General features: G+C 52.9%; 18 protein-coding genes. 14 read left to right on the forward strand and 4 right to left on the reverse strand.

Annotated elements, in window-relative coordinates; genetic code table 11:
* Positions 1-24 precede the first annotated feature (24 nt).
* Positions 25-954 carry a DNA replication terminus site-binding protein gene (tus, locus tag AC3ITF_RS11190; RefSeq protein WP_489175661.1) on the forward strand — a complete coding sequence of 310 codons (930 nt, stop codon included), beginning with the start codon at positions 25-27 and terminating at the stop codon, positions 952-954.
* Here the strand turns inward: tus and fumC are convergent.
* Positions 951-2,354: a class II fumarate hydratase gene (fumC, locus tag AC3ITF_RS11195; RefSeq protein ID WP_096757122.1), complete on the reverse strand. Its 1,404-nt coding sequence runs from the start codon at positions 2,352-2,354 to the stop codon at positions 951-953. The two genes, tus and fumC, sit on opposite strands and share 4 nt — an antisense overlap.
* A gap of 141 nt (positions 2,355-2,495) precedes the next feature.
* Positions 2,496-4,142: a class I fumarate hydratase gene (fumB, locus tag AC3ITF_RS11200; protein WP_489175662.1), complete on the reverse strand. Its 1,647-nt coding sequence runs from the start codon at positions 4,140-4,142 to the stop codon at positions 2,496-2,498.
* Between the two features lie 263 nt (positions 4,143-4,405).
* On the opposite strand from fumB, the gene manA reads away from it, so the two are divergent.
* Together manA and AC3ITF_RS11210 are read left to right on the forward strand one after the other, a co-directional pair.
* Positions 4,406-5,581, forward strand: a complete 1,176-nt coding sequence (gene manA / locus AC3ITF_RS11205) for a mannose-6-phosphate isomerase (RefSeq protein ID WP_153879526.1) — start codon at positions 4,406-4,408, stop codon at positions 5,579-5,581.
* 107 nt (positions 5,582-5,688) lie between these two features.
* The gene (locus AC3ITF_RS11210) at positions 5,689-7,197 is read left to right on the forward strand and encodes a YdgA family protein (protein WP_137400162.1); all 1,509 of its coding nucleotides are present in this window, start codon (positions 5,689-5,691) and stop codon (positions 7,195-7,197) included.
* Positions 7,198-7,265: 68 nt separating this feature from the next.
* Here the strand turns inward: AC3ITF_RS11210 and AC3ITF_RS11215 are convergent, their stop codons facing one another.
* The gene (locus tag AC3ITF_RS11215; protein WP_117343075.1) at positions 7,266-8,294 is read right to left on the reverse strand and encodes a Mal regulon transcriptional regulator MalI; all 1,029 of its coding nucleotides are present in this window, start codon (positions 8,292-8,294) and stop codon (positions 7,266-7,268) included.
* Between the two features lie 170 nt (positions 8,295-8,464).
* Between AC3ITF_RS11215 and malX the strand changes: the two genes are divergently transcribed.
* The 4 genes from malX to add all read left to right on the forward strand — a co-directional run bounded on the left by malX (position 8,465) and on the right by add (position 12,800).
* Positions 8,465-10,057, forward strand: a complete 1,593-nt coding sequence (gene malX / locus AC3ITF_RS11220; protein WP_489175663.1) for a maltose/glucose-specific PTS transporter subunit IIBC — start codon at positions 8,465-8,467, stop codon at positions 10,055-10,057.
* A 10-nt stretch (positions 10,058-10,067) separates the two neighbouring features.
* A complete protein-coding gene (locus AC3ITF_RS11225; RefSeq protein ID WP_489175664.1) occupies positions 10,068-11,240 on the forward strand; it encodes a MalY/PatB family protein in 1,173 nt (390 codons plus the stop codon).
* Positions 11,241-11,401: 161 nt separating this feature from the next.
* Positions 11,402-11,572, forward strand: coding sequence for a YnfU family zinc-binding protein (locus tag AC3ITF_RS11230; protein ID WP_489175665.1), 171 nt, complete (start codon positions 11,402-11,404; stop codon positions 11,570-11,572).
* A gap of 226 nt (positions 11,573-11,798) precedes the next feature.
* Positions 11,799-12,800, forward strand: coding sequence for an adenosine deaminase (gene add / locus AC3ITF_RS11235; protein ID WP_137400084.1), 1,002 nt, complete (start codon positions 11,799-11,801; stop codon positions 12,798-12,800).
* A gap of 47 nt (positions 12,801-12,847) precedes the next feature.
* Here add and AC3ITF_RS11240 read toward each other — a convergent pair whose 3' ends face one another.
* Positions 12,848-13,888 carry an oxidoreductase gene (locus tag AC3ITF_RS11240; protein ID WP_096757129.1) on the reverse strand — a complete coding sequence of 347 codons (1,041 nt, stop codon included), beginning with the start codon at positions 13,886-13,888 and terminating at the stop codon, positions 12,848-12,850.
* A 241-nt stretch (positions 13,889-14,129) separates the two neighbouring features.
* On the opposite strand from AC3ITF_RS11240, the gene blr reads away from it, so the two are divergent.
* From blr to rsxD, 7 genes are all read left to right on the forward strand, one after another.
* A complete protein-coding gene (gene blr, locus AC3ITF_RS11245; RefSeq protein ID WP_096757130.1) occupies positions 14,130-14,264 on the forward strand; it encodes a division septum protein Blr in 135 nt (44 codons plus the stop codon).
* A 285-nt stretch (positions 14,265-14,549) separates the two neighbouring features.
* A complete protein-coding gene (gene ydgT, locus AC3ITF_RS11250; protein WP_096757131.1) occupies positions 14,550-14,765 on the forward strand; it encodes a transcription modulator YdgT in 216 nt (71 codons plus the stop codon).
* Between the two features lie 91 nt (positions 14,766-14,856).
* Positions 14,857-15,297, forward strand: a complete 441-nt coding sequence (locus AC3ITF_RS11255; protein ID WP_115258559.1) for a DUF2569 domain-containing protein — start codon at positions 14,857-14,859, stop codon at positions 15,295-15,297.
* A 76-nt stretch (positions 15,298-15,373) separates the two neighbouring features.
* A complete protein-coding gene (gene rsxA / locus AC3ITF_RS11260) occupies positions 15,374-15,955 on the forward strand; it encodes an electron transport complex subunit RsxA (RefSeq protein ID WP_005121199.1) in 582 nt (193 codons plus the stop codon).
* Positions 15,955-16,533 (forward strand): electron transport complex subunit RsxB, encoded by a 579-nt coding sequence (gene rsxB, locus AC3ITF_RS11265; RefSeq protein ID WP_096757133.1) that lies wholly within the window; start codon positions 15,955-15,957, stop codon positions 16,531-16,533. The genes rsxA and rsxB overlap by 1 nt, the downstream gene beginning before the upstream one ends.
* Positions 16,526-18,649: an electron transport complex subunit RsxC gene (gene rsxC, locus AC3ITF_RS11270; protein WP_279271936.1), complete on the forward strand. Its 2,124-nt coding sequence runs from the start codon at positions 16,526-16,528 to the stop codon at positions 18,647-18,649. Before rsxB ends, rsxC begins: the two co-directional genes overlap by 8 nt.
* Positions 18,650-19,702, forward strand: coding sequence for an electron transport complex subunit RsxD (gene rsxD / locus AC3ITF_RS11275; RefSeq protein WP_489175666.1), 1,053 nt, complete (start codon positions 18,650-18,652; stop codon positions 19,700-19,702).
* Positions 19,703-19,710 lie beyond the last annotated feature (8 nt).

Raw genomic sequence — 19,710 nt, forward strand, 5'->3', positions numbered from 1 at the left:
TGTTGTAACTAAAATGGTAACTCTATGGCTCGTTACGATCTCGTTGAACGTCTGAACAGCACTTTTCGCCAGATGGAACAAGAACTGGCGCAATTCACTGAAAATCTGCAGCAGCGCACGCTACTGATTGCCCGCGTGTTCTCCTTGCCAGAAATCGCAAAAGAGTCGGAGCACGCCCCGCTGGGGGCCATCGACGTAAAACAACATTTAGGTAAAGAAGCTGAAAGTCTGGCGCTGCGCCACTATCGCCACCTGTTTATTCAGCAGCAGTCCGAGAATCGCAGCAGCAAAGCTGCCGTGCGCCTACCCGGCGTGTTGTGCTATCAGGTCGACAGCCCTTCTCAGGCGACGCTGGAGGCGCAAATTCAGCGTATCAACCAGTTGAAAACAACCTTTGAGCATATTGTGACGGTGGATTCAGGTCTGCCACCCGCCGCACGTTTCGAATGGGTGCATCGCCATTTACCAGGACTCATCACCCTCAATGCTTATCGAACGCTGACGGTGGTCAGAGAACCTGCGACCCTGCGATTCGGTTGGGCCAATAAACACATTATTAAAAACCTGAAACGCGATGAGGTACTGGAACAACTGGAAAAGAGCCTGAATTCACCGCGCAGCGTACATCCATGGACGCGCGAAGAGTGGCAGGCTCGTCTGGAGCGCGAGTATCAGGACATTGCCGCCCTGCCGCAACAGGCGAAACTGAAGATAAAAAGACCGGTGAAAGTCCAGCCCATCGCCCGCGTCTGGTACAAAGGGCAGCAAAAGCAAGTGCAATATGCGTGTCCGACACCGCTGATTGCACTGATTAATAACGATAATGGTATGAGTGTGCCGGACATCGGCGAGTTGCTGAATTACGATGCCGACAACGTGCAACACCGTTTCAAACCGCAGGCGCAGCCGTTAAGGCTGATTATTCCCCGGCTGCACCTGTATGTGGCAGATTAACGTCCCGGTCGCATACTTCCGACCATCAGTTCCGGGCGCACCCAACTGTCGAACTCGGCTTCGCTAAGGTAGCCCAGCGCCAGCGCCGAGGCTTTTAACGTCAGCCCCTCTTTGTGGGCCTTTTTGGCGATCTCCGCGGCTTTATCGTACCCAATATGGGTATTCAGGGCAGTCACCAGCATCAGGGATTCGTTGAGCAACTGGTCAATGCGCTCGCGATTGGGCTCAATGCCGGTCGCGCAGTGCGCATTGAAGCTTTCCATACCATCTGCCAGCAGACGAACTGATTGCAGGAAATTATGGATAACCATCGGTCGGTAGACGTTAAGCTCAAAATTACCGGAGGCTCCGCCAATGTTGATAGCCACATCGTTGCCCATTACCTGACAGCACAGCATTGTTAAGGCTTCACATTGTGTGGGGTTGACCTTACCAGGCATGATGGAGCTGCCTGGCTCGTTTTCAGGAATCGCTATCTCGCCGATACCACAGCGCGGACCAGACGCCAGCCAGCGCACATCGTTGGCAATTTTCATTAACGATGCAGCCAGACCTTTCAGTGCACCATGGGCATGTACCAGCGCATCACAGGTGGCCAGCGCTTCGAATTTATTCGGCGCGGTGACAAACGGTGCACAGGTGATCACTCTCAGTTCATCCGCGACCCGGCGAGCATATTCAGGATGTGTATTCAGTCCGGTGCCGACGGCCGTTCCTCCCAAAGCCAGTTCAGCCACATGCGGCAGGCTGTTTTCTATGTGCTTCAGGTTATGTTCCAGCATCGCCACCCAGCCAGAAATTTCCTGACCCAGCGTCAACGGTGTAGCGTCCTGCAGATGCGTACGGCCAATTTTGACAATATCTGCAAACGCGTGGGATTTTTTACTCAGTGTTTCAATTAAAACATTCAATTGTGGAATAAGTGACTTACGCAGAGCCAGCAGTGCGGCAACGTGCATCGCCGTGGGGAACACGTCGTTTGAACTTTGGCTTTTATTGACGTCATCGTTGGGGTGTATTTTACGTTCCATCCCCCGCACGCCGCCCAGCAGTTCGCTGGCCCGGTTCGCCAGCACCTCGTTCATGTTCATATTGCTTTGCGTACCGGAACCGGTCTGCCAGATAGCCAGCGGAAACTCGTCAGCGTGTTTATCAGCCAGCACTTCATCTGCCGCCTGCATGATGGCGTTCGCTTTTTCTGCCGCCAGCAGCCCGAGGTCCTGATTTACCTTCGCGGCAGCACGTTTAGTGAGCGCCAGCGCGTGGATCAGCGAGACCGGCATTTTCTCCGTAGAGATACGAAAATGCTCCAGCGATCGTTGGGTTTGTGCGCCCCAGAGTTTATCGGCCGGAACCTCAATCGCCCCCATTGAATCATTTTCGCGGCGTACCGTTACCATGACCTGCTCCTTATATTAACAATTGATTAGGTTATGTTTCGACATTGCCCATTGCCATTGGTCTTATGAGTATTGACGAGGATGGAACCCTCGTTTGGTGGTTCGTGCGGTAAAAAAAACCGCCCCGAGGGGCGGCTGACGTTACTTAACGCAGCGTGCGCACTGCGACGTCTGAATCTGTTGGAAGAAATCGTTACCTTTGTCATCCACCAGGATAAACGCCGGGAAATCTTCCACTTCAATTTTCCAGATGGCTTCCATCCCCAGTTCCGGGTATTCCACACATTCCAGGCTCTTGATACTGCCTTGCGCCAGCACTGCCGCAGGACCGCCGATGCTACCTAAATAGAAGCCACCGTGTTTATGGCAGGCGTCAGTAACCTGCTGGCTGCGGTTGCCTTTTGCCAGCATGATCATGCTGCCACCCGCAGACTGCAGTTGATCAACGTATGAATCCATGCGCCCGGCGGTGGTTGGGCCCAGCGAACCCGAAGCATAACCTTCCGGCGTTTTCGCCGGACCCGCGTAATAGATTGGATGATCTTTAACATACTGCGGCAAACTTTCGCCGTTATCCAGACGCTCTTTCAGTTTTGCATGCGCAATATCACGTCCGACGATGATTGTGCCATTCAGTGACAGGCGCGTGGAAACAGGATACTGCGACAACTGAGCCAGGATCTCTTTCATCGGGCGGTTAAGATCGACGCGCACCGCTTCGCCTTCACCGGCCTGACGCAACGCTTCCGGGATGTACTTGCCGGGATTATTTTCCAGCTTCTCAATCCAGATCCCCTGGCGGTTGATTTTGGCTTTGATATTACGATCCGCTGAACAGGAGACGCCCATGCCAACCGGGCATGACGCACCGTGGCGCGGCAGGCGGATCACGCGAATATCGTGGGCGAAGTATTTCCCGCCGAACTGCGCGCCCAGTCCAAGGTTTTGCGCTTCAATCAACAGCTCTTTTTCCAGCTCGACATCGCGGAACGCCTGACCATGCTCATTACCTTCAGTCGGCAATTCATCATAATATTTAGCCGACGCCAGCTTAACGGTTTTCAGCGTTGCTTCTGCCGAGGTTCCACCAATCACAAAAGCAATGTGATACGGCGGACAGGCTGCGGTTCCCAGCGTACGCATTTTCTCGACCAGATAATTTTTCAATTTACCCGGCGTGAGCAGCGCTTTGGTTTCCTGATACAGATAGGTTTTATTCGCCGATCCCCCGCCTTTAGCGATACAGAGGAATTTGTACTCGTCACCATCCACGGTATACAGGTCTATCTGCGCAGGCAGGTTGGTTCCGGTATTCACCTCGTTATACATATCCAGCGCAGCGTTTTGCGAATAGCGCAGGTTATCTTCGATATAAGTGTTATACACCCCACGCGCCAGAGCAGCTTCATCACCCCCGCCGGTCCAGACACGTTGCCCTTTTTTACCGACAATAATCGCCGTACCGGTGTCCTGGCAGGTCGGTAACACGCCTTTCGCCGCGATGTCGGAGTTACGCAGGAATTGCAGGGCCACATATTTGTCGTTTTCGCTGGCATCCGGGTCGCGAAGAATATCCGCAACCTGCTGCTGATGCGCCGGACGCAGCATAAATGAGGCATCATGAAATGCCTGGCGGGCAAGGAGGGTTAAGGCTTGCGAATCAACTTTAATGATTTCGTGGCCTTCAAATTCGGAAACGGAAACATGGTCGCTGGTCAACAGATAGTATTCGGTATCATCCTTTTTGAGGGGGAAAGGATGCTGATAATGAAAGGGTTTGTTTGACATTGTGCTCTCACTTACTGCTCGGTCTGGTTATTCTCTGGGCAGATGTTCCATTGCCCTGCTTCCCTGTCGCGGGTCCGGTTGTGCCAGCAACGGCCTTTGTGCAACCAGAATTGCTCAGGGTATTAAAAGCGAGTCATCATATCCTACACAATTTTTTAACAAAAACTGAGACAAGTACGACTTTTTACATGCGCAGGTTACTTCCCCGTGGGTTTCTTGGTTTAATAGTCAGAGATAATTCCACATTGAAACAGGGCTTGATAATGCAAAAACTCATCAACTCAGTGCAGAACTATGCCTGGGGAAGCAAAACTGCCTTAACGGAACTTTATGGCATTGAAAATCCGACCCAGCAACCGATGGCAGAGCTGTGGATGGGCGCCCATCCGAAAAGCAGTTCTCGAGTTCAGAACGCCGACGGCCAGACGGTTTCCCTGCGTGACGTGATCGAGCACGATAAGTCAGCACTGTTAGGTGATGCCGTAGCACAACGCTTTGGTGAACTGCCTTTCCTGTTTAAAGTGCTCTGCGCTGCCCAGCCTCTTTCGATTCAGGTCCACCCGAACAAACACAATTCTGAGGTTGGCTTTGCCAAAGAAAACGCTGCAGGGATCCCAATGGACGCCGCCGAGCGTAATTACAAAGATCCTAATCACAAGCCCGAACTGGTGTTTGCCCTGACGCCTTTCCTGGCGATGAATGCGTTTCGCGAGTTTTCCGAGATTGTGGCGCTGCTACAGCCAGTGTCTGGTGCTCATCCGGCCATCGCTCACTTCCTGCAGGAACCCAACGCCGAGCGTCTGAGCCACCTTTTCGCCAGCTTGTTGAATATGCAGGGTGAAGAGAAATCGCGTGCGCTGGCCGTACTGAAATCTGCCCTTAACAGCCAACAGGGTGAGCCGTGGCAAACTATCCGTCTGATAGCGGATGTCTATCCGGATGATAGCGGCCTGTTCTCTCCGCTGCTGCTCAATGTGGTAAAGCTGAATCCAGGCGAGGCGATGTTCTTGTTTGCCGAAACCCCACACGCCTACTTGCAAGGTGTAGCGCTCGAGGTCATGGCCAACTCCGATAACGTACTGCGCGCCGGACTGACGCCGAAATACATCGATATTCCAGAACTGGTCGCCAACGTTCAGTTTGTCGCTAAACCGGCGAATCAACTGCTGACAACCCCAGTCAAAACAGAGAGTGAACTGGATTTCCCAATCCCGGTTGACGATTTCGCGTTCTCCCTACATGAACTGTCTGCCCGTGAAGCCACTATCAGCCAGCACAGCGCCGCCATTTTGTTCTGCGTTGAGGGCGAAGCCGTGCTGAGCAAGGGCGAGCAACGCTTGGTACTGAAAGCAGGTGAATCGGCATTTATCAGCGCCAATGAGTCGCCGGTGAACGTCAGCGGCACCGGTCGTTTAGCGCGAGTTTATAACAAGCTGTAGCAAGATACTGATATTTTTAACAACTCTTGCTAAGCTAGTAGTGAGTTAAAGACATGTCACCCCTCCAGGCGTCTTCAAACGCCTGGATTTATTTTATGGATATCGAAATGAAAAAAACGCTGGTAGCTGCGGGTGTGGTGGTTGCACTGGGAATCGTCTGGACGGGCGGTGCATGGTTCACGGGAAAGAAACTGGAAACCCATCTTGCTGAGATGGTGACGCAGGCAAACGATCAGCTCAAACGCCTCTCGCCCGAGGCAGGCATTGAGCTGAGTTATGAGAACTACCAGCGCGGCGTGTTCAGCAGCCAGCTGCAACTGGTGGTAAAACCTGTTGCTGGTCAGGAAAATGCCTGGCTGAAGCCAGGGCAAAGCATCATTTTGGATGAATCCGTCGATCATGGCCCTTTCCCGCTAGCCCAGCTTAAGTCATTCAACCTGGTACCCGCGATGGCCGCAGTGAAAACCACGCTGGTGAATAATGACGTCAGCAAACCGTTATTTGACATTGCCAAGGGTGAGTCACCTTTCATCATCAATTCCCGCGTGGGCTATAGCGGCGATACCCGCTCTGACATATCTCTCAAGCCGCTGAGTTACGAAAAAGGCGATGAGAAAGTAGCCTTTAGCGGAGGCGAATTCCAGCTCAGCGCCGACAAAGACGGTAACGCGGTTTCCCTGACCGGTGAAGCGCAAAGCGGCGTGGTCAATGCGGTTAACGAGTACGATCAAAAAGTACAAGTTACCTTTAATAATCTGAAGACGGATGGCTCAAGCTCGGTTGCCAGCTTTGGTGAGCGTATTGGCGATCAGAAATTGTCCCTTGATAAGCTGTCTATTTCCGTCGAAGGCAAAGAGCTGGCGGTGCTGGAAGGCATGGGCATCGACGGTAAATCAGACCTGGTTAACGAGGGTAAAACCGTCAACAGCCAGCTGGATTACACGATCAACAGCCTGAAATTGCAGGGTCAAGATTTGGGTAGCGGTAAGCTGACGCTGAAAGTAGGCCAGATTGATGGCGAAGCATTACATCAGTTCAGCCAGCAGTATAGTGCCCAAACCAAAGCATTGATGTCACAGATTGACGTAGTGCAAAACCCGGAGCTGTATCAGCAGAAAGTGACCGAAGCGTTCTTCAGCGCTCTGCCTATTCTGATGAAGGGTGAGCCGGTTATTACCGTTGCGCCACTGAGCTGGAAAAATGCCAAGGGTGAGACCAGCTTTAATCTGTCCCTGTTCCTGAAAGACCCGAATGCGAACCAGGAAGAACCAAAAACGCTGGCCCAGGAAGTGGATCGCTCAGTGAAATCACTGGACGCAAAGCTGGCGATCCCGATGGATATGGCAACTGAGTTCATGACCCAGATTGCCAAACTGGAAGGATATCAGCAGGAAGAAGCGGCAGGTATGGCGAAACAGCAGGTCAATGGTCTTGCTGCGATGGGTCAAATGTTCCGCATCACGACGGTACAGGACAACACCATCGGCTCCAGCCTGCAGTACGCAAACGGTCAGGTGACGCTCAACGGCCAAAAAATGCCGCTGGATGAGTTTGTCGGCATGTTTGGTATGCCAACACTTTCCGCACCAGATGCCCCGGCCATGCCGCAGCCGTAATTTCCATCTGCGTGATGTCCGCCACAGCCCGATAAAGCAATTTATCGGGCTTTTTTACCTCTGGCGCATTACTTTTGCGTCACCAGTCTGGCGGATAACGTCAGATTGCGCGAATGCCCCTCATCACTGCTGATTCGCTGGAGTACGCGTTCAGCCAGTGTATATCCCATTTCACGCGCAGGCGTGCTGGCCCAAATAATCGGTAAATCATCCAGAGCGTTCTCTGCCACATCGGCAAAGGCGGCTAGCGAGATCTGCTGTTCAAAATAACGGTCAACGCCAATTTCACCACTCTGTCGCCCTGCTTTCATCAGGCCAAACCAAGCCCCAACGGCGATAGTTTCGTTATAGCACACCACCGCACTGATGGTCGGGTTATGCCGTAGTAGCGCCGTCACGGCGTCTGCGGCCTGCTTCTGGCTTGAGGCGCACTCCAGTACCCAATCGCTGTGAAAGGGCAGTCCAAATTTAAGCAGCGTGGCGCAATATCCCCCCACGCGTTCTGCACGGGTCAGAGAGGAGCTCTGTCCCCCTAACCAGGCGATTCGTTGATGACCATGCCCGACAAGATGCTCAACTAACAGCTGCGCAGCCTGCATATTGTCGGGTCTGACGGTGTCAGCATCATCCAGATAGCTGGCGCGTGAAGCAAACACTACCGGAATACCCTTTTCACCGGCCAACTGCCGTAACGCGTCGCTGCTGCCTGCGGCTCCGGCGATCACCACCCCGTCAACACCCTGATTGAGTAACATCGAGAAACGCTGGGCCAGCTGTTCGCCGTCCTTACCGCCATGCAGTAAAAATACCATCCGCCCCTGAGCTTCTAAGGCTTCCGTCAGTCCTGCCGTCAGTTCGGCATAAAACGGCGTCGAGAGATCGCGAACGATTAACCCAATAACCCCACTCTGCCCACCACGCAGCGCCGATGCCTGGCGGTTACGTACGAACCCCAGTTGTTCGATGGCAGCATTGACCCGTTCTCCGGTCGCTGATGAGATACGCCCTTTGCCGCTAAGAACCAATGAGACGGTACTGACTGAAACACCGGCCGCCAGCGCTACATCATGAATGGTTATTTTTTTGGCTATAGCCATAAAACCAGAAAGCTCCCTGATAACGTGATGGATAAAACGTTTTATCAATCATCCGTATTTATACGCCCTATTATCCTTCGATAATGTGATTTGTAACGCACTAAAATTAGGTAAAACGTTTTATCTTCTCGCCATCATTCGTTGGTCGATTTTTTACAAGGAGTCGTTAGATGACGACGAGAACCACACCAAAAGTCACGTTATGGGAATTTTTCCAGCAGTTGGGCAAAACCTTTATGTTGCCCGTAGCACTGCTCTCGTTTTGCGGGATCATGCTGGGGATCGGCAGCTCATTAAGCAGCCATGATGTCATTACGCTGATCCCCGCGTTGGGGAACCCGATGTTGCAGGCGCTGTTTACCTGGATGAGCAAAGTCGGATCCTTCGCATTTAGTTTTCTGCCGGTGATGTTTTGTATCGCTATCCCGCTTGGCCTGGCGCGCGAAAACAAAGGCGTTGCGGCCTTTGCCGGTTTTGTCGGCTATGCGGTGATGAACCTGGCCGTCAACTTTTGGTTAACGGCCAAGGGAATATTGCCCACCACGGATGCGTCGATCCTCAAAGCCAACAACGTGCAAAACATTCTGGGGATCCAGTCGATCGACACTGGGATCCTCGGTGCGGTAATCGCCGGGATCATTGTCTGGATGCTGCATGAACGTTTCCACAACATTCGCCTGCCGGATGCGCTGGCGTTCTTCGGTGGTACCCGTTTTGTGCCGATTATTTCGTCGGTAGTGATGGGACTGGTCGGGCTGGTCATTCCGCTGATTTGGCCGTTCTTCGCCATGGGTATCACTGGCTTGGGTAACATCATCAATAGCGCCGGTGATTTTGGTCCGATGCTGTTTGGTACCGGTGAACGTCTGCTGTTGCCGTTTGGCCTGCATCACATTCTGGTGGCCTTAATTCGCTTCACTGAAGCTGGCGGTACGCAGGAGGTGTGTGGTCATAGCGTCAGCGGCGCGCTGACTATTTTTCAGGCTCAACTGAGCTGCCCGACCACCCAGGGCTTCTCTGAAAGCGCCACGCGCTTCTTGTCTCAGGGTAAAATGCCGGCGTTCCTCGGCGGTTTGCCGGGCGCAGCGTTAGCGATGTACCACTGCGCTCGCCCTGAAAATCGTCATAAAATTAAGGGATTATTAATCTCTGGTCTGATTGCCTGTGTGATCGGTGGTACCACCGAACCCCTGGAATTTTTATTCCTGTTCGTGGCACCGGTACTGTATGTAATCCACGCGCTGTTGACCGGGCTGGGGTTCACCGTAATGGCAGTACTTGGCGTCACCATCGGCAATACCGATGGCAACCTGATTGACTTCGTGGTGTTTGGCATCCTGCACGGGTTGTCCACCAAGTGGTATCTGGTACCGGTTGTCGCTGCTATCTGGTTCGCGGTGTACTACGTCATCTTCCGCTTCGCCATCACCCGCTTTAATCTTAAAACACCGGGTCGTGATGTCGAAATTGCCAGCAATATTGAGAAAGTCATGGCAGGAACGCCGGGCAAATCAGGCTATAACGTCCCGGCTATTCTGGCGGCGCTGGGTGGTGCAGAAAATATCGTCAGCCTGGATAATTGCATTACCCGCTTGCGTCTTTCCGTGAAAGATATGTCGCTTGTGAACGTGCAGGCGCTGAAGGACAATCGCGCGATTGGCGTCGTTCAACTCAATCAGCATAACTTGCAGGTCGTCATCGGTCCACAGGTCCAGTCGGTGAAGGACGAAATGACGGTTCTGATGAATACCGTACAGGCATAAGGGCAACAATATGTTTGATTTCTCAACTGAAGTGGACAGGCACGGTACCTGGTGCACCCAATGGGATTATGTCGCCGACCGGTTTGGTTCAGCCGACCTGCTACCATTCACCATCTCAGATATGGATTTTGCCACCGCACCATGCATTCTCCAGGCGCTGACGCAGCGCCTGTCACACGGTGTGTTGGGCTACAGTCGCTGGAAAAATGATGATTTTTTGGCGGCAATTAGCCACTGGTTCCTGACCCGCCATAACACCCAAATCGATCCGCAATCTGTAGTTTATGGCCCCTCCGTCATCTATATGGTGTCGGAGCTGATCCGCCAGTGGTCATCAACGGGTGACGCGGTGGTTATCCATACTCCAGCTTACGATGCGTTTTACAACGCCATCAAAGGCAACCAGCGTACAGTGCACCCTGTTGCACTGGAGAAACGTGCGCACGGCTGGTATTGCGATATGGCTAAGCTGGAAGAAACCCTCTCGCGGCCTGAAAGCAAAATTCTTCTGCTCTGTAGTCCGCAGAATCCGACCGGCAAGGTCTGGACCCGAGATGAACTGGAAACCATGGCTAGCATGTGTCAACGGCACGGCGTGAAGGTCATTTCCGACGAGATTCATATGGACATGGTATGGGATCAACAACCTCATATCCCATGGAGTCAGGTTGCTCGAGGCGACTGGGCGCTGCTCACATCCGGTTCCAAGAGTTTTAATATTCCGGCGTTAACAGGGGCTTACGGAATCGTTGAAGACGCCGATAGCCGTAACCACTACCTTGCGGCGCTAAAAGGCCGAGATGGCCTTTCCTCACCTGCAGTACTGGCGCTTACCGCGCATATTGCTGCTTATCAGCACGGCGCCCCGTGGTTGGATGCATTACGCGATTATCTGGCCGCTAATCTGCACTATGTCGCATATGAGCTTAATGCTGCGTTCCCTGAGTTAAACTGGCAGATCCCACAATCAACTTATCTGGCATGGATTGACCTGCGTCCGCTCAATATTGATGATCATGCGTTGCAGGATGTGCTCATCCATCAGCAAAAAGTCGCGATCATGCCGGGATATACCTATGGTGCAGAAGGTCGCGGTTTTGTCCGTCTGAATGCCGGATGTCCGCGTGCAAAACTGGAAAAAGGTGTGAATGGGTTAATAAACGCTATTCGTTCGCTACGCTGACTTTACTTGCGCAATACGTCCTGTATTGCGCAATTTTACCTGCTGGGGAATCCGCCTTCTTTGTTACTCTCTCACCATTGCACAATAGGGCAATGTGAGAAAAAACAGTATTTTTCAGCTAACCGTGTATAGTGGGCTTCCACTCAAATCAGGAAGAGCCTATGTCTGAACGTAAAAATGTGAAATCCCGCCGTAATTTTCTTATCAAATGTCCTTGCCCTAACTGCACCGCGCATTCTGAACACAGTTTTTCTCGCGTACAAAAAGGTGCCATGTTGATTTGCCCGCAGTGCAATAAACTATTCCAGGCCGATACCAAACTCCTCGCGTAAACTGCTATTCAGATAACCGCTGCTCAAAACAATTATCATGAATTGCGGTTATCACAGCATAAATCATCACTCCGAATCTCACGACATCTGTCATCTATAATTTCAGCAAATATCACGCCTAAATTAGGCTATTACAAAGCGAATACCTACTTTCTGGATGGTTTTAGCGGATGATGTTTCTGTTGTATAATGGTGCGCACTTTTACTAAAAACAAAGAGTGCGACCATGATTGATAAATCCCTCCCCTTAACCGACATCCATCGCCACCTTGATGGCAACATTCGTGCGCAAACCATTCTCGATCTTGGCCGTCAGTTCAATTTAACGCTTCCCGCTCAAACGCTGGAAACGCTGATTCCGCACGTGCAGGTCACCTCGACAGAACCGGATTTAGTCAGTTTTTTGTCGAAGCTCGACTGGGGCGTGAAGGTACTGGCCTCACTGGATGCCTGTCGCCGCGTGGCATTTGAAAATATTGAAGATGCCGCCCGTAACGGGCTGCACTATATGGAACTGCGCTTTTCGCCCGGCTATATGGCGATGGCGCATCAACTCCCCGTCGCGGGCGTGGTTGAAGCAGTGATTGCGGGCGTACGTGAAGGCTGCAAGACTTTTGGCGTGGAAGCGCGCTTAATTGGCATTATGAGCCGTACTTTTGGCGAAGCCGCTTGCCTGCAGGAACTGGATGCGCTGTTAGCACACCGTGACCACATTACCGCACTGGACCTGGCGGGCGATGAACTGGGTTTCCCAGGCAGTCTGTTCCTGTCTCATTTTAATCGGGCGCGCGATGCAGGCTGGCACATTACCGTGCACGCTGGTGAAGCAGCAGGCCCTGAAAGCATCTGGCAGGCAATCAGAGAACTGGGCGCTGAACGTATTGGTCATGGCGTTAAAGCTGTGGAAGATCGTGCATTGATGGATTTTCTTGCCGAGCAGCGAATTGGCATCGAATCCTGCCTGACCTCCAACATCCAGACCAGCACCGTTGCTTCACTGGCTGCACATCCGCTGAAGACGTTCCTCGAACAGGGTGTGTTGGCCAGTCTAAACACCGACGATCCCGCGGTTCAGGGCGTGGATATTATTCACGAATATACCGTTGCTGCTCCAGCTGCAGGGTTGAGCCGCGAGCAGATCCGTCAGGCGCAAATTAATGGTCTGGAAATGGCGTTTTTGAGTACTGAAGAGAAACGTGCGTTGCGTGAGAAAGTCGCAGCAGCATAACGATGATAGTGCCGGATAGCGCTAACGCTTATCCGGCATTTCCGTAATCAGGCAAGACACAACGTAGAACGATGTTTTGCCGATTCAATACCCAGCTCAATCAGTTCCATAATTTGAATGGCCTGTCGTGCTGGAACCGGGTTTTCACCATTGCCGTTCAGTGCATCACGGATACCCGCATAATAAGCCGGATAGTTACCCGGCACGGTTAACCAGGTCTCTTCCACACGTTCTTCGCCTTCGACCCGCGTCAGCACGCCATCGCGCATGTCGTAACCCCAGTCTTCCTGCGGCAAACGTTCACCATTTTTTAAACGTTCTTCCTGCGGATCAAGACCGTATTTCACATAGCTCCCACGCGAACCGTGCACGATGTAGCGTGCCGACTCGGCGGCAGCCAGCATGGTGCCGTGCAGAACCACCCGACGCTGAGGGTAAGTCAAAATAGCGTGGAAATAATCTGTCGATTGTGCGCCAGGACGCAATTGCGCAAGGTCCACCGTCAGGCTGACGGGCAAACCAAACAGGTTAATGGCCTGATCCAACAGATGCGGCGCTAAATCGTACCAGATTCCGCTTCCTGGTCCGCCCTGTTCACGCCAGCGGTCGCGGACCTGCGGACGGAAACGATCGAAGTGGGATTCAAAGTAAGCGACTTCACCCAACACTCCGTCTGCCAGCAGAGCTTTCAGCGTCAGGAAATCACTGTCCCAGCGGCGGTTATGGAAAACAGACAGCACACGACCCAGGCTACGCGCCAACGCATCCAGTTCGCGAGCTTGTGACAGTGTCACGGTAAATGGCTTATCAACAACCACGTGTTTACCCGCTTCCAGCGCTGCTTTAGCGAGCGGGAAATGCGTGTCATTCGGCGTGGGGATCACAATCAGGTCGATGCTGGGATCGTTAAACAGATGCTTAGGCTCACTCACCACCGTAACAGAAGGCCAGTCCGCCTTCACTTTTGCTTCGTCACTACTGGATACCGCGGCCAGCTCCAGCCCCGGGGTGCCCACAATCAGAGGGGCATGGAAAGTTTTGCTGGCATAGCCATAGCCAATCAGCCCAACGCGGATGTTGTCACTCATGTTATTGCCTCTCAATTCAGGACCGACCTATTTCACACCATACATCGCAACGTCACAACAGTTTAATAACCTTTGAAGGGAAAAGGTTGTTTCTTAACTTAAGTCAAACATATGCCACTTAGCGATAACTTGCTGCGAAAAAGTCGTCGAAATCGTTCCCAATGCTCTTGCCGTCTTACTTATTGATAAGTAACATTTGCCTCCTGTGTTTAAGGATAAATCAAAGCAAATGTCGTCAGTAATGAATCGTCTTATTGAGTTAACAGGTTGGATTGTTCTCGCGGTTTCCGTCATCCTTTTAGGTATTGCCACGCATATCGACAACTACCAGCCACCAGAACCAACGGCTTCGGTGCATGCGGTGCAGAAAAAATAACCCACGGCCTCCTTTTTTAACCCAGCAGTCATGCTGGGTTAGGTTGTAACAGCGTCATTTCTATCAAAAATAGCGAATTGTGCAGTCCCCCACCTTGGCACTTATTGCCTGCGATAGCGAAGCGCGTTACCCTTTGACCGGGTGCTCAGCGTGCCTGCGTATCTATCAGTACGAACACTCTTATTTGTATCTTTGCACACCCTGCGTTTTTATCTGTGCAACCTTGTTTATTTTTTAATATTAACTACTCCGTTGGTGTTATTTTCTTAATATGGATCTCCACATATGACTGTTCAGGATTACTTATTAAAATTCCGCAAAATCAATTCCCTCGAAAGCCTGGAAAAACTGTTCGATCATCTTAACTACACGCTCACCGACGATCGCGACATTATCAATATGTATCGCGCGGCGGATCACCGCCGGGCGGAGCTTATCTCTGGGGGACGCCTGTTTGATATCGGCCAGGTGCCAAAATCCGTCTGGCATTATGTGCAATAAATAAGAAAGTAGCGCTCATCGTTAAAAGCTTTATAATAATCGCCCCAAAATGAATGGCATGTTTGTTTGCACGCGTAAATCTGGAGAAGAGATGACGACGACACCGGCACAACGTATCGGAGGCTGGCTACTTGGTCCACTGGCCTGGCTGTTAGTGGCGTTGTTGAGCGCTTCGCTGGCGATCCTGTTGTATGTAACTGCGCTGGCAACGCCGCAGACGTTTCAGACGCTCGGCGAACAAAGCGCCACTAATTTACTGTTATGGGGCGTTTCCTTTATTACCGCTATCGCCATGTGGTACTACACGCTGTGGCTGACTATCGCGTTTTTCAAACGCCGACGCTGTGTACCTAAGCACTATATTTTATGGTTACTGATCTCCGTGTTACTGGCTATTAAAGCCTTTGCGTTTTCACCTGTTCCGGATGCCTTTGCCGTCCGCCAGCTACTGTTCCCGTTGTTGGCTGCTGCATTGCTGGTGCCCTATTTCAAGCGTTCGCAGCGCGTGAAATCGACGTTTGTGAACCCGTAATAACCCTACAGTTAACCTGTTGTCGCCTGTTGTAGATTGTCAGATAATAGGCGGCTTTTTTATTTCAGGCCGAAAAATGACTGATTACCTGCTGCTGTTTGTCGGAACTGTACTGGTCAATAACTTTGTACTGGTCAAGTTTCTGGGTCTCTGCCCGTTTATGGGCGTTTCCAAAAAACTGGAAACGGCGATGGGCATGGGCCTCGCCACGACCTTTGTAATGACGCTGGCATCGATTTGCGCATGGCTGATTGACACCTGGATCCTCATCCCGCTCGATCTCATCTACCTGCGTACGCTGGCGTTTATCTTAGTCATCGCCGTGGTCGTGCAATTTACCGAAATGGTGGTGCGCAAAACGAGTCCTGCGCTGTATCGCCTGCTGGGGATCTTCTTACCGTTGATCACCACTAACTGTGCGGTACTGGGCGTCGCGTTGTTGAATATCAACCTCGGTCATAACTTTTTACAGTCGGCGCTGTACGGTTTTTCCGCTGCCGTCGGCTTCTCGCTGGTGATGGTACTGTTCGCCGCCATTCGCGAGCGCCTCGCCGTGGCTGATGTTCCGGCACCTTTTCGCGGTAATGCGATTGCGCTGATTACCGCCGGTTTAATGTCGTTGGCCTTTATGGGCTTTAGTGGTTTGGTGAAGCTGTAATGAATGCTATCTGGATTGCCGTTGCTGCAGTGAGTCTACTGGGTCTGGCATTCGGCGCTGTTTTAGGCTATGCCTCCCGACGTTTTGCCGTTGAGGACGACCCGGTCGTTGAAAAAATCGATGAGATTCTTCCGCAAAGTCAATGTGGCCAGTGCGGGTACCCTGGCTGTCGCCCGTATGCGGAAGCGATTGGCTGTCAGGGCGAAAAAATCAATCGCTGCGCCCCCGGCGGTGAAGCGGTGATGCTAAAAATTGCGACGCTGCTGAACGTCGATCCGCAGCCTATTGATGGCGATGAACAGGACGTTACGCCGGTGAGAATGCTGGCGGTCATTGATGAAAATAACTGTATTGGCTGTACAAAGTGCATTCAGGCCTGCCCGGTTGATGCCATCGTCGGCGCGACGCGTGCGATGCACACAGTCATGAGCGATCTCTGTACCGGATGCAACCTGTGCGTTGATCCTTGCCCGACTCAGTGTATTGAATTACGTCCGGTTGCCGAAACGCCTGATAGCTGGAAGTGGGATTTGAACACTATCCCCGTGCGCATCATTCCCGTGGAACAACATGTTTAAGCTATTCTCTGCATTCAGAAAAAACAAAATTTGGGACTTCGAAGGCGGCATTCATCCGCCCGAAATGAAAGCCCAGTCAAACGGCACGCCGCTGCGACAAGTCCCACTGCCGCCGCGTCTGGTGATTCCGCTCAAACAGCATATTGGTGCTGAGGGTGAGCTGTGCGTAAACGTCGGTGACCACGTCCTGCGCGGCCAGGCGCTGACGCGTGGACGAGGCAAAATGCTGCCAGTGCACGCGCCAACCTCCGGCACCGTTGTGGCCATTGCTCCGCACTCCACTGCGCACCCTTCAGCATTGGCCGAGCTCAGCGTCATAATCGATGCTGATGGCGAAGATCGCTGGATTGAGCGTGAAGGCTGGGCTGACTATCGTTCCCGCAGCCGAGAAGAGCTTATTGCCCGTATTCATCAGTTCGGCGTTGCCGGACTGGGCGGTGCTGGTTTCCCTACTGGCGTAAAACTGCAGGGCGGCGGCGATAAAATTGAAACATTGATCATCAACGCTGCGGAATGTGAGCCCTACATTACCGCTGACGATCGCCTGATGCAGGATTGTGCAGCTCAGGTGGTGGAAGGCATCCGCATTCTGGCCCACATTCTTCAACCGCGCGAAATATTGCTGGGGATTGAAGATAACAAACCGCAAGCGATATCAATGCTGCGCGCGGTGCTGGCGGACTCACATGATATCAGCCTGCGCGTTATCCCAACCAAATATCCTTCCGGCGGCGCGAAGCAGTTGACCCAAATTCTGACCGGAAAACAGGTCCCACACGGTGGACGCTCCTCGGATATCGGCGTCCTGATGCAAAACGTCGGTACGGCCTATGCTATCAAACGCGCAGTGATCGACGGAGAACCGATCACCGAACGCGTCGTAACGCTGACCGGCGAAGCCGTTAGCCGTCCGGGCAACGTCTGGGCACGTTTAGGCACGCCTGTTCGCCACCTGCTTGATGACGCAGGTTTTTGCCCTTCCGCAGAGCAAATGGTCATCATGGGCGGCCCGCTAATGGGCTTCACTCTCCCCTGGCTTGATGTCCCCGTAGTGAAGATCACCAACTGCCTGCTGGCGCCATCTGCCAGTGAAATGGGTGAACAGCAGGAAGAAAAAGGCTGCATTCGCTGTAGCGCCTGCGCCGATGCCTGCCCGGCCGATCTCTTGCCTCAGCAGCTTTACTGGTTCAGTAAAGGACAGCAGCACGACAAAGCAATCGGTCACAATATCGCTGACTGCATTGAATGCGGTGCCTGTGCGTGGGTATGTCCCAGCAATATTCCGCTGGTGCAGTATTTCCGTCAGGAAAAAGCTGAGATTTACGCCATAAGCCAGGAAGAAAAACGCGCCGCAGAGGCAAAAGCACGATTCGAAGCCAGACAGGCACGCCTGGAGCGTGAAAAAGCCGCGCGTCTTGAACGTCATAAAAGCGCCGCCGTTCAGCCTGCCGCGAAGGACAACGATGCCATTGCTGCCGCACTTGCACGGGTGAAAGAGAAACAAGCACAGGCTTTACAACCGATTGTTATTCAGGCCGGAGAGAAACCGGATAATAGTGCCGCCATTGCCGCCAGAGAAGCACGGAAAGCACAGGCCCGGGCCAAACAGGCGGAAAATGTGCCTGCTACCGACAGCACCACCGATACCGATCCGCGCAAAGCCGCGGTAGAAGCCGCTATTGCCCGTGCCAAAGCACGCAAGCTTGAGCAGCAACAGGCCGTCGCCGAGACTGCAGAACCGGTTGACCCGCGCAAAGCCGCGGTAGAAGCCGCCATTGCCCGCGCCAAAGCACGCAAGCTTGAGCAGCAGCAGGCCGTCGCCGAGGCTGCCGAGCCGGTTGACCCGCGTAAAGCCGCGGTAGAAGCCGCCATTGCCCGCGCTAAAGCACGCAAACTTGAGCAGCAGCAGGCCGTCGCCGAGACAGACGAACCGGTTGACCCGCGTAAAGCCGCGGTAGAAGCCGCCATTGCCCGTGCTAAAGCACGCAAACTTGAGCAGCAGGTTGTCGCCGAGACCACCGAACCAGTTGATCCACGCAAAGCCGCCGTTGCGGCCGCTATTGCACGCGCTCAGGCTAAAAAGGCCGCCCAGCAGCAGGTTGTTAACGAGGAATAAATGGTATTCAGAATCGCAAGCTCTCCCTATACCCATAACCAGCGCCAGACATCGCGTATTATGCTGCTGGTGTTAATTGCCGCGTTACCGGGGATTGCCGCTCAGCTTTGGTTTTTTGGTTGGGGCACGTTGGTACAGATTTTTCTCGCCGCCATCAGCGCCATTGCCGCTGAAGCAGGCGTATTGAAACTGCGTAAACAGCCGGTTGTCGCTATTTTAAAAGACAACTCTGCCTTGCTCACCGGGCTACTGCTTGCCGTTAGCCTTCCGCCGCTGGCCCCCTGGTGGATGGTGGTCCTGGGTACCGTATCTGCCGTGATCATTGCCAAGCAACTGTATGGCGGCCTCGGGCAAAACCCGTTTAACCCGGCAATGATCGGCTATGTGGTTCTGCTTATCTCCTTCCCGGTGCAGATGACAAGCTGGCTTCCCCCGCATGAAATTGCGGCCACGGTACCGGGATTTGTTGACGCCATTAACGTCATTTTTACCGGACATACCTCAAGCGGCGGTGATATGAACACCTTACGCATGGGTATCGATGGCATTAGCCAGGCGACGCCGCTTGATACGTTCAAGACATCGTTGCACGCCGGACGCACGGTAGAACAGGTTATGCAGTACCCCATTTACAGCGGGATGCTTGCAGGCGCAGGCTGGCAGTGGGTAAACCTGGCCTGGCTGGCGGGCGGCGTCATGCTATTGTGGAAAAACGCTATTCGCTGGCATATTCCGGTCAGTTTCCTGCTGTCGCTCGCTGTCTGTGCGACGTTAGGCTGGCTTTTCTCTCCCGAGTCGCTGGCGTCACCACAGCTGCACCTGCTCTCTGGCGCAACCATGCTCGGTGCGTTCTTTATTCTTACCGATCCCGTTACGGCATCGACGACCAATCGCGGTCGGCTGATTTTTGGTGCACTTGCCGGTCTGTTGGTATGGCTGATTCGCAGTTTTGGTGGGTATCCGGATGGCGTGGCCTTTGCGGTATTGTTGGCAAATATCACGGTCCCGTTGATTGATTATTACACCCGCCCTCGCGTGTACGGACATCGCTAAGGACACCC

This window comes from Citrobacter sp. KH_055_1 (assembly GCF_057838705.1).